This window comes from Prevotella sp. FD3004, from assembly GCF_000746155.1.
In the GTDB taxonomy this organism is placed as follows: Bacteria; Bacteroidota; Bacteroidia; order Bacteroidales; family Bacteroidaceae; genus Prevotella.
This window is the reverse complement of sequence record NZ_JQKR01000008.1, coordinates 486,173-497,399: the sequence shown is the minus strand read 5'-3', so window position 1 is coordinate 497,399 and position 11,227 is coordinate 486,173. Positions and strand designations below refer to the sequence as shown.

Annotated in this window: 8 protein-coding genes; 6 read left to right on the top strand and 2 right to left on the bottom strand. The window is 49.0% G+C overall.

Annotation, left to right across the window (positions count from 1 at the left end):
* Nucleotides 1–79: 79 nt before the first annotated feature.
* From T325_RS12515 to T325_RS02270, 6 genes are all read left to right on the top strand, one after another.
* A complete protein-coding gene (locus T325_RS12515) occupies nt 80–706 on the top strand; it encodes a TetR/AcrR family transcriptional regulator (protein ID WP_036909969.1) in 627 nt (208 codons plus the stop codon).
* 72 nt (nt 707–778) lie between these two features.
* On the top strand, nt 779–2,857 hold the full coding sequence (locus T325_RS02290; protein ID WP_369794026.1) for a TonB-dependent receptor: 2,079 nt from the start codon (nt 779–781) through the stop codon (nt 2,855–2,857).
* A gap of 20 nt (nt 2,858–2,877) precedes the next feature.
* Nucleotides 2,878–4,119 carry an NHL repeat-containing protein gene (locus T325_RS02285; RefSeq protein ID WP_081911011.1) on the top strand — a complete coding sequence of 414 codons (1,242 nt, stop codon included), beginning with the start codon at nt 2,878–2,880 and terminating at the stop codon, nt 4,117–4,119.
* A gap of 77 nt (nt 4,120–4,196) precedes the next feature.
* The gene (locus T325_RS02280) at nt 4,197–6,551 is read left to right on the top strand and encodes an efflux RND transporter permease subunit (protein ID WP_036909968.1); all 2,355 of its coding nucleotides are present in this window, start codon (nt 4,197–4,199) and stop codon (nt 6,549–6,551) included.
* Nucleotides 6,552–6,560: 9 nt separating this feature from the next.
* Nucleotides 6,561–7,337, top strand: coding sequence for an outer membrane lipoprotein-sorting protein (locus T325_RS02275; protein WP_036909966.1), 777 nt, complete (start codon nt 6,561–6,563; stop codon nt 7,335–7,337).
* Nucleotides 7,334–8,503 (top strand): DUF1302 family protein, encoded by a 1,170-nt coding sequence (locus tag T325_RS02270; RefSeq protein WP_036909958.1) that lies wholly within the window; start codon nt 7,334–7,336, stop codon nt 8,501–8,503. The genes T325_RS02275 and T325_RS02270 overlap by 4 nt, the downstream gene beginning before the upstream one ends.
* Before the next feature lie 9 nt (nt 8,504–8,512).
* Here T325_RS02270 and T325_RS02265 read toward each other — a convergent pair whose 3' ends face one another.
* Both T325_RS02265 and T325_RS02260 read right to left on the bottom strand, forming a co-directional pair.
* Nucleotides 8,513–9,127, bottom strand: a complete 615-nt coding sequence (locus tag T325_RS02265; protein ID WP_036909956.1) for a class I SAM-dependent methyltransferase — start codon at nt 9,125–9,127, stop codon at nt 8,513–8,515.
* Between the two features lie 219 nt (nt 9,128–9,346).
* Complete coding sequence (locus T325_RS02260; RefSeq protein WP_036909955.1) at nt 9,347–11,206, bottom strand: RagB/SusD family nutrient uptake outer membrane protein; 1,860 nt, start codon at nt 11,204–11,206, stop codon at nt 9,347–9,349.
* Nucleotides 11,207–11,227 lie beyond the last annotated feature (21 nt).

Below are 11,227 nucleotides of genomic sequence, written 5' to 3'. Positions count from 1 at the left end.
GAGGACTCGCATGGGTGCGGGTTCTCTTTTTTTTATGAACAATTTAGAACTTTGTTCGTTTTTTGACATTTAAAAGACTATGCAGATAAAAAAGGATTACACGCGTGAACATATATTAGGGGTGTCAAAGCAAGTGTTCCTGCGCGACGGTTACGCCAAGACCTCGATGCGCGATATTGCGAAGGGGGTAGGTATTGGAGTGAGTAATATCTATAATTACTTCAAGAGTAAGGATGAGTTGTTCCGCCATATCGTCGGGCCGCTTATTCAGGAACTCGAGAGGATGATGCACGAGCACCACAATGTAGACAATCAAGAGGCCTTCCTGAGGTATGCTAGCGGTGAGTGTAACGAATTGATTGCCAATAATGTGCAGGAGTACATGTGCCTCATCAACAACCACCGCGATGAACTGAAGTTGCTGCTCTACCAATCGCAAGGCTCTTCGCTCGAGAATTACATCGATCAGTATACCGAGGAGTGCTCCAACATGGTGTTGGAGTTTATGAACCAGTTGGGCTGCCAGTATCCCGACTTCAGCACCATCCATACGCCTTTTACCTATCACATTCATATGGTGTGGATGTTCAACTTCATCTCTGAGGTCATCAAGCACAACCTATCGGCGCAGGAAACCAAAAAGGCAATCGAGGACTACATTCTGTTTGAATTTGCAGGCTGGCGAGCACTGATGAATCATCAATAAAAAAGAAAGATATATAAAGTTTCAATTATGGTAAAAAGATGTTTATTAGGAATTGGTTTTTGTATGTGTAGTATGGTTATGGCTGCTGATGTTGACAGCGTATTGACCGTAAAAGACACAGTGAGATTGCGAGAGGTCCAGGTGATGGGCCGCAGCAGAATCAGAAAACTTAAGGAGTCGGGTATGCCCGTCACTGTGATTGGACAGCACCAGTTGCAGGGTACGGCCAATAATATTAATGATGTACTGTCGCGCACTGTGGGCGTCACCGTACGTAACACGGGTGGACTTGGCAGTGCCTCGCGTATCTCCGTTCGTGGATTGGAGGGCAAGCGCATCGGTATGTATATCGACGAGGCCCCAATGTCGCAACTTAGTAACTTTGTTGCCCTTAACGATGTGCCAACCGATATGATTGAGCGTATCGAGGTGTATAAGGGGCTGGTGCCCTATCGTTTTGGCGGATCAGCATTGGGTGGCGCCGTTAACGTGGTGACTAAAGAATACCCACCTCTATATCTCGACTTCTCTTATGAGATAGGCTCGTTTAATACCCATCAGGTGTCGGGCGTGTTCAAACGTACTGACAGTAAAAGTGGCCTGCAATTTGGCTTAGGTGGTACCTACTCGTTTGCCAAGAATAACTATAAAATGCGATTAGATCATATAGACGGCCGTTGGGTGGAGCGTGACCACGACCAGTTTGACAAAGCCATTTGTGGCGGTTCTATCAAAGCTACGAAATGGTGGTTCGACGAACTGAAACTGGAATTGATAGGTATGCATACCAAGCAGGAGATACAGGGAATTGACATTGATATTCGCGAGGCCTACAATTACTCCGACAACTATGTGGCAGCGTTGAAAGTAAAGAGGAACGATTTCTTTCTCGATGGTCTTGATTTGGATTTGGATGCAGGCTACGTATTGGGCTACTCAGGCATGAAGGACAAGGCCATGCATCGCTACGATTGGGATGGTAATCAGATGCCGCCCACATCGGTTTATGGTGGCGAGCAGAATTCCTACCCCAGCGATGGCCGCACACGTACCAATGAGGTTACCTGCAAACTAAATCTGGGATATACAATCGACCTGCACCACTCTCTTAACCTGAATGTGTATGCCGATCACAGCTCGATGCACCCCAACGACTCGCTGATGGATAAGGCGATGGGATTCAAAGCCAACTTTCCCAGCAAAATGAACACTGTTACAATCGGTTTCTCGTACGACCTGACGCTGTTTGACGGCAAGTTCCAAAACGCATTTACGCTCAAGGACTACCATTTCTCGTCATCGTCGCGTAGTATTGATGTTTACAGCGTAAGCGAGCCAGAGTCAGTAGATATCTCCAAGAACTATTTTGGTTTCAATGATGCCATGCGCTATAAGTTTGCCCGCGATTGGATGATTAAAGCCTCGTTTAATTCCGAGGTACGCATACCTACTACCGAGGAACTCATTGGTAATGGATTCAGTATCCTTGCCTCGCCCGCACTCAAGCCAGAACGTACCAATGGTGTAAACTTGGGCTTGATATATCGTCACCTGAAAAGTGATGGTGGCCTGTTGGAGATGGAACTGACGGGCTACTACAATCAGCTGGAAGATATGATACGTTTTACTCCCGACATTATACCTACCATGGCTCGTTATCGTAACTTTGGCACGGTTCGTACAAAGGGAGTGGAACTTGAGTTGAAAGGCGATGTCACCAAGCTGCTCTACCTTTATGCCAACGGCACATGGCAGGACCTGCGCGACGTGCGCAAGCTGACCCCAGGCACCAATGTGCCTAACCCTACCAAGAATCTACGTATACCCAACGTGCCTTACCTGATGGGCAATTTCGGCGCTGAGCTCCACAAGGAGAACCTGTTTGGCGGCAATGGCCAGAACACCCGTCTGCTGCTCGATGCGGCCTATATCCATGAGTATTTCTACGACTTCGAGGTGAGCAAGTATCAGGAGCGTAAGATTCCCACCTCTTTCACGATGGATGCTGCCCTGGAGCATAGTTTTATGGACAACCGATTGACGCTGACCCTGAGAGCAAAGAACCTGACCGACCGCCACGTGGTGTCGGAGTTCAACCGTCCCCTGCCAGGCCGCTACATTGGCTTTAAAATCAGATATGTATATAAGTAATTAATAATTATATTATCAGAATGAAAATGAAAAAGTACAGTTTATTGTTTGCAGCCATCATGGCTTTAGTTTGTTCATGTAGTAGTGATGACGACACCCCCAACCCCAGTAATGGGCAGGCTGAGGGCAACTTCACGGGTATCATCTTCGCCACCGCCATCACCAACCCTGAAGGCAGCAGCGGCAGCTCCTATATGCAGGCCATTGCCGGCATGATTCCCGGCAGCTACGACAACCGCAACGCCATTCCCTTCGGCTTTGGTGCCACGCCCATCGTTACCTCATCGGGCAGCATCTACACTTTCCCCGACTATATGGGCAACTCGAAGGCGCAGATAGAGCGCTATACCGTAGATACCCAGGGTAACTGGGTAAAACAGGGCGTGCTGTCGATTCCTGCCGAGGCCTCGGCTGCCAACATCGTGGAACTCAACAGCGAGAAGGCCTACGTCACCCTGCAGAGCCTGGGACTCATCACCGTGTTCAATCCCACTACGATGACCAAAATCACCGACATTGACCTGAATAGTCTGGCGCAGTCCACTACCAACGTATCGCCTGCCGTGATGGTGATTCGCGACGACAAACTCTTTGTGGGTCTGAACCAGATGAATGCTCAGTGGATGCCCGAACAGAACACAATAGAACTAGCTGTCATCGATACCAAGACCGACCAGCTTGAGAAGCACATCGTCAACTCGTCACTGGGCTTTTGCTTCGCCACCCGTCCTGTCGATCCCAATTCGATGTTCATTGATGAGCAGGGCGACATCTACATCAACTGCATCGGCTCCTTTGGCTATATCCCTGGCTTCCGTAGCGGCATCGTGCGCATCAAGAAAGGACAGACCGACATCGATCCCGACTACTCAATAGCCTTCGATCAGACCGAGGTTGCAGGTTTGAGCACGAAGTATGCCGACTTCCTGGCTGCTGTGTGCTATGGGGGCGACGGCAAGCTCTATGCCTATGCCAACTCAAATGCCCTCGACCCCGATGCGATGTCGAACCCCTACCTGAGCATGACCAACCTGCCCGTCATCATCGACCTGAAGGCGAAGACCATGCGGGTCATCGAGGGTATGGAAATCAGCAACCCCCACACAATGGCCATCGGCCTGCATCAGGGTCTCGTGGTCTATGGAAGTTCTAACAAGCAGGCCAACGGCTTCTATACCTACGACCCCAAGACGCAGAAGGTAGAGGGGCCTGTTATCAGCGTGCAAGGTATCCCCTGCTTCTTCCATAGCTTTGCTGAATGAATAGAGAAGACTCGCAGCAATGCGGGTCTTTTTTGTGAACGTTTCGGAACATTGTTCGTTATTAATATTAGTAAGGTATGAAGATTGAAAAGATTAATGAGTTGTTTGCGCGGTTTGCGGGACAACTGCTGAAGATGCGCTGGCTGACGTTAGGCATCTTCGCATTGGTGATGATTGTGTCGGTCATTGGCATGAAGCGGATGGTTAAGGAGACGTCGTTCGACGACTATTTCATCGAGGACGACCCCATGCTGGTAATGACGGAAGAGTTTAAATCGCATTTTGGTAACGACTACTACGTTGGCGTGCTGACACAATGTGATAACCATTTTACGCAGGAGAACCTGCTGACGCTGCGGGCTCTGTCCAACGAACTGTTGGATAGTCTGTCGTATGCCGACAAGGTGACGTCGCTGACGGATATCGAGTTTATGGTGGGCAGCGACGAGGGGATGACTATTGAACAGATAGTGCCAGAGGAGATTCCGGAGGACAACTCGGCGGCAATGGACAGCGTCCGTGCGCGGGCCTACAGTAAGCCGCACGTGGCGCGGAAACTCATCTCGCAGAAGGGCGACCTCTCGTGGATTATGGTGAAACTGCGCCAGTTTCCTAAGGACAGCGTGTGGAAGCAGCAGGGCACGGTGGCACCCGACATCATCACGGGTCAGGAGGTGGAGCGCATCATCAAGAAACCGCAGTATGCCTCGCTGCACCCACGGGGTACTGGTATGCCCTACGTTACCAATTGTAAGACCGTGTATATCGGTAAGGAGATGGGGCGCCTGATGATGATTGCCACCATCGTGTGCATGCTGGTGATGCTTTGTATGACGCGCTCGCTGCGTGGCGTTATGGCGCCGATTATCTCGGTGGTGGGCGGACTCTTCCTTACTTATGGCATCGCAGGCTGGACGCAGATGTACGTCGATTCCACCGTGTTGATGATTCCCACCATCCTGGCCTTTGCCGTAGCCATCGCCTACAACATCCACATCTTCTCGTATTTCAGAGGTAGGATGCGCATTCACGGCGAGCGGCACAAGGCTGTGATCGAGACGATGAGGGAGATCGGTTGGTCTGTGTTCTTCTGTGGATTTACTACGCTGGTATCGCTGCTGTCATTCCTCGTCATCCCCATTCGGCCGATGCATTGTGTGGGTGTCATCAGCTCGATGAGCGTGCTATTTGTACTGCTCACCTCGCTCATTATCTCGCCCGTATTGTTGTCGTTTGGCAAAAACAAGCGTCCTACAGAGGGCTTCACGGAGGAGAGTGACACGCGCTGGACGGCAGCGATGGTAAAGTTGAGTGACGTGGTACTGAGGAATCCGAAGAAGATTGGCTGCTCGTTCCTTGTGGTGTGCATCGTGCTGTGCGTGGGTCTGTGGAAGATTGAGGCGGCGTTCGACATTGAGCGCACGATGGGCACTCGTGTGGATTATGTGAAGGAGGTGATGGACGTGGGTCGCTCGGAACTGGGCTCGCTCTATTCTTATGACCTGATAGTGGAGTTACCCAACAATGATGAGGCTAAGGAACCAGAAAACCTGAAACGATTAGATCAGTTACAGCAAAAAGTGGCTGACTATAAACTGACTAAACGTACAACCTCAATCCTGGACATTCTGAAGGACCTGAACCAGACGCTCAACGATGGCGATACAGCTTACTTTCGCGTGCCTGATAGCGAGGAAGAGGTGGCACAGGAGATACTGCTTTACGAGAATGCAGGCGGCACCGAGTCAGAGTACTGGGTGGATTACGACTACCGCCGCCTGCGACTGATGGTAGAGATTTCCGACTTCAACTCGGCGCAAGTGGAGCGCGAGATGGCGCAGATCCAGACCGATGCCCAGAAATTATTCCCAGACGCTAAGATTACTACAGTGGGTAATATTCCGCAGTATGTAACTATGATGCAGTATCTGGTACGCGGACAGATGCTCTCGTTCGTCATATCCATCCTCATCATCGGTGTCATCCTCATGATAGCCTTCCAGAGCATCCGCGTTGGTCTCATCGGTCTGATACCCAACATGATGCCTGCAGTGTTCGTAGGCGGCTATATGGGATGGATGGGTGTGCCGCTCGACATGATGACTGCCACGTTGCTGCCCATGATGCTTGGTATGGCGGTGGATGATACCATCCACTTTATCAACCACTCCAAGCTCGAGTTCGACCGCACTGCCCACTATCGTGAGGCCATCCGTCGCACGTTCCGTGTTGTGGGTGTCGCCATCGTCATCACCAGCATCATTACGTCGGCCGTCTTTGCTGGCTTCTGCACTTCGGCCTGCACTATGTGCATCAACTTCGGCCTGATGGCTATCATTGGTATCCTGTCGGCTCTTGCTGCCGACTTGTTTGTAACGCCTATACTTGTTAATAAGTGTAAGGTGTTTGGTAAGGAAAAGTCTAATCAATAAAAATAGAATATGAAAAAGATCGTTTTAATTTTTGCCGTATGCCTGATGGCTGCCGGAGAGATGAATGCCCAACAACTGACGGGGCGTGATATTGTACAGAAGGTGAAAGACCGTCCCGACGGTAATACACGCTATGGCGAGATGGAACTGACACTCAAGAAAAAGAATGGTAGTACTCGTCAGCGCAAGGTGACGTCATGGGCCATGGATGAGGGTAAGGACACGAAGAAAATGATGTTCTTTACTTATCCTGGCGATGTGAAGGGAACGGGCTTCCTGACATGGGACTACGACCAGATAGGCAAAGAGGATGCTAAATGGCTTTATCTGCCTGCCATGAAGAAGACCAGACGTATCAGTGGTTCTTCATCGAAGACAGACTATTTCATGGGAACTGACTTTACCTATGATGATATGGGCTCGCGACATGTGGATGAAGACCATCATAAACTGCTCCGTGAGGAGATGAAGAACGGGTATAAGTGCTGGGTGGTTGAGTCGGTGCCTGTAGATAAGCACGAGATATACAGCCGTAAAGTGTCGTGGATCCGTCAGGATTGTTTGATTGCAGCCTATGTGGAATACTATGACAAGCTGAACAAACTGCATCGGGTATTGACAACCTCTGACATCAAGAAAGTGCAAGGCTTCTGGACCATCCATAAGATGGAGATGAAAAATGTACAGACCGAGCACAGCACTATGATTGTAGTGAAGAATTCTCAATATGATATCAAAATAGACAAGGCACTCTTTACTGTTGCCAAACTTGAGAAAGGTTTATGAAATCAGCTTTTATTTTCATGGCATTTTTGTGGTGCGCACTCCCTCGTCCTGTCATTGCACAGGACGAGGATTCTTTGCGTGTCGGTGTGAAAGGTTTTGTTGATACCTATCACGCTGTGCGAACAGAACAGCCTAACGACTGGATGTCGTCAAGAACCCGTGTGCGTGGTGAGGTATCGGTAGAGAAGGGTCATGCTGGTGCCTTTGTTTCGGCAAATCTGGTATATAACGCCATTTTGAAAGAACGTACAGACTTTCAATTGCGTGAGGCCTATGCTTATTACTCAGATCAGCACTGGGATCTGCGTGCTGGTCGACAGATTGTTGTCTGGGGTGTGGCCGATGGTCTGCGTCTGACTGATGTGATATCACCAATGGACTATACAGAGTTCTTAGCGCAGGATTATGATGATATCCGAATACCTGTGGGTGGTCTACGTCTGCGTTACTCTCATGAGAAATGGAGTCTTGAGGCTGTTGCCGTTCCCGTTAGTTCTTTTTTTGAACTGCCTACCGACACGGAGAACCCATGGTCTGTGGGGGCGATACCTATTAATAATGAACCTAGTCATAAACTATGTAATATGGAATATGGTGCACGCCTGTCATTCTACCTCAGTGGTATCGACTTTTCGTTCTCGGCATTGCATACCTGGAATAAGATGCCTGTTGTATGTAATGGCCGAGGTGATTATCGAAGAATGACCATGTTAGGCGCAGATTTGTCAGTGCCTGTTGATAAATTTGTGATAAGAGGAGAACTCGCGGAGTATCTGGACGAGGCACAGTCGGCCAATGGCGTTAAGGATATGCCAAGGGCTGCCTCTACAAATGGTCTTATTGGCATAGATTGGTATGCAGGAAACGATTGGTCGCTCTCTGCCCAGTATGCCCATAAATATGTGGCGTGGGGTGAGCATCGTAATACCGGGCTTGCCACCTTCCGCCTGTCCAAGGAATTGTTGCACAATACTCTGACTCTTCAGAGCTTTGCTTATGTCGATGTGACCAATGGCGGTATCTACAACCGACTAAGTGGTGATTATGCATTGAATGACCAGTTACATGCTATTGTGGGATACGATTATTTCCATGCCGATCGAGGCATGTTCACAGTCTACGATAAAAACTCGGAAGTGTTTCTTAAGTTGAAGTACAGCTTTTAGACTTCTGTTTTACGGTTTTATACCAATGATAGTAGCATAGTATGGCTTCTTTTGGTATACCTTGGTAAGGGTGAAACCCGCAGCGTTGAGCATGACCTGAAGCTCCTCTGGTGTGTAGACGGTCATGCCCTCAACGATATTGGTCCACATAGAATCGCTGTTAATGGCTTCCACCATGATGGCAAAACGGCCTCCTTGTTTCAATACACGATATACTTCTTGTAGACAGCTAGGCATGTTTGGCCAGAAATATACTGTTTCGACGGCTGTTACGAGATCGAACTTTTCATCATGATAGGGTAGCTTCTCTGCAGAACCTTGGCTGACGAATACCTGCTTATCAAGTAATTCCTTGTTTATTTTTTTTGCTTTTTTTACACTCTCTTCAGAGATGTCGATACCATAGACCTGCGCACCATTGCTTCGTTTCGATAGCCGCTGTAGGGTGGCGCCTCCGCCACAACCGATGTCGAGCATCGTCCATTTGTTTTGAATGTCGATAAGGTCTAACCCCCAGTTGGTAAGTGGCGCATGGGTGCTGTTCATGAACCACAACATTGCACGTCCCATCCGACCTTTGGGATGGGCACAGTTAGTGAACAGTTTACTTAATATTTTTGACATGATTGATTAATTTAGTCTTTTAAATTATAGTGCAAAGATACGGTAAAAAAATGAATGACGCAATACCTAAAACAGAGGATTTTATAAACAACGTTCCGCCCGGGCTTTCACAAGTCCGGGCGGAACTGTCAAATCTGACTTGACTTAAAAGAATCAGCTGCCTGCTGATTATCGTTACTACATTGTATAACGAACTATAACTAACTAGAAAAACCAAATTTAATCATAGATTGGTGTACCAGTCATATTTGCTCCGTGAGCACCTGCTCCCCAACCGGGATTCTGCTTCAGTACGGTCTCGTCGTTGGTGATGGCAATCTGAGCAGGTGGTATCATGACGAAACCATCGGTATCTGCATAACGCTGTGCCCAACTGCTGCCGCCAACGGCCTGGCCATGATGCATTACCGTCCAATGGCCTTTGTAGTTTACACGACTTCCATCCTGACGTTGTAAGGCTGCTGCTGCCTCGCAATTAACTCCTCCGTTCTTACCTGACCAGCGGCGCAAATCGTTATAGCGAATACCTTCGCATGCCAATTCCCAACGGCGCTCGTCCTTGATGTTCTTCCATGAATAGGTGGTGGCAGGCAGGCCTACACGGGCACGTACTTTATTCATTTGGGTGGCTGTTCCTGTGAGCTCAGAGTGCATCAGCATTACATCGGCCAGACGAAGCAACACCATGTCTGCAAAGTGGTCGCCCTGGAACGAGTTCTTGTTATTGTTGGCTGCCGTTGAGCTTTCAGAACGAAGGACTCCCCACCAAGTATAGACTGAGTTTACATCATTCCAATGACTCTTGGAACAGGTAATGGGCATCCATTTCTTGTTGTACAGGCCTGCATCCTCTGAACAGTTGGTAACAAAGGCGAACTTCTTACATTCTTCGGGCGCATTTAGGATTGTAGCCTTTTTACGCGGGTCATCGTCACTCCAGTCGTCCCAAAGTGTTGTATTGACAAGACCTTGTCCCCATCCCTGTCCGAAGGGCATCGTATTTTCCTTACCATTCTCATTGCCTTCACTGTCGTTTCCATTGCGTAGTCCCGTATAGAGCGATACCTGATTGGTGAATCCCATCTGGATATTACCGCTCCAGCCGCCACTGTTCATGTATTGAACCTGGAACATCTCCTCGCAGTTACCATTGCCAGCCCATACCTTACCGGCTTCAGCCAGATCCTTCACGTAGTCGTAGTCCTGAATGGTATATTTATTGGTATACTGCCAGAGCAGGCGATAGTCTTCAACCAGACTGTAGCCACCGTTGTTGATGGCATCTTCTACATAGCTGATTACCTGCGCTTTACTCAGTGATGCGCCTGCACCCTCCTGCTCAAAGTCGAAGACGACATCAGCGAGAGAGGCCGAAGCCAGCTCGCCGGCTTTCTTATAGAAACCCTCATAGAACATATAGGCACGAGCCAGCATACCCTCGGCAGCGGCCTTTGTGGCATGACCGTCACCCATGGTGGTCATACCATGATTCATCAGATTAGCGGCACTCACAAAGTCGGCAAGGATGTGTGGATAGATTACCGTCTCGGCATCCTGCTGTGGACAGGGATCTGGTGCTCCTGCTGCCCAATAGGCTGGAATGTCGCCCCAGAACTGTGCCCCCCAAAGATAGAACAAACCACGCATGAAGTATGCCTCGCCCACCATCTGATCGCGCTCTTTCTCCTGACCAGTCCAGTCAAAAGCGTCGACGCCATAGATAATGGCATTAGCACGAGCTATACCGACGTAGATTCTTTTCCACAGGTTATCAAACATATCCTCCTGGTTGTACATCAGATGGCCGATGGCGTGTATCTTTGTCGAACTAGCGCTGCCGCCGCCGTTTCCTTCATCGGCCATGATATGGTTCACCAGCCATGGTGTCTCGTTAGCCGTCTGACTGATTTGGTTCATCACACCATAAAGAGCTGCCAACTCCTTGTTCAGGTCGTTTGCTGAAGCTGGGAAGTTAGAGGTGTTCGCCTCAGTATAGTTTTGGGTATCGAGCGCATTCTCGCAAGAGGTTACTCCTGTGGCTAACAGAGCTGCGATAGCTATTGTATATATCTTTTTCATAATTTCTTATCTTTTAATTCT

Bases quoted from the DNA above. Each gene is read 5' to 3' on its own strand.
- T325_RS12515 (WP_036909969.1), top strand. From the start codon at position 80: ATGCAGATAAAAAAGGATTACACGCGTGAACATATATTAGGGGTGTCA.
- T325_RS02290 (WP_369794026.1), top strand. From the start codon at position 779: ATGGTTATGGCTGCTGATGTTGACAGCGTATTGACCGTAAAAGACACA.
- T325_RS02285 (WP_081911011.1), top strand. From the start codon at position 2,878: ATGAAAATGAAAAAGTACAGTTTATTGTTTGCAGCCATCATGGCTTTA.
- T325_RS02280 (WP_036909968.1), top strand. From the start codon at position 4,197: ATGAAGATTGAAAAGATTAATGAGTTGTTTGCGCGGTTTGCGGGACAA.
- T325_RS02275 (WP_036909966.1), top strand. From the start codon at position 6,561: ATGAAAAAGATCGTTTTAATTTTTGCCGTATGCCTGATGGCTGCCGGA.
- T325_RS02270 (WP_036909958.1), top strand. From the start codon at position 7,334: ATGAAATCAGCTTTTATTTTCATGGCATTTTTGTGGTGCGCACTCCCT.
- T325_RS02265 (WP_036909956.1), bottom strand. From the start codon at position 9,127: ATGTCAAAAATATTAAGTAAACTGTTCACTAACTGTGCCCATCCCAAA.
- T325_RS02260 (WP_036909955.1), bottom strand. From the start codon at position 11,206: ATGAAAAAGATATATACAATAGCTATCGCAGCTCTGTTAGCCACAGGA.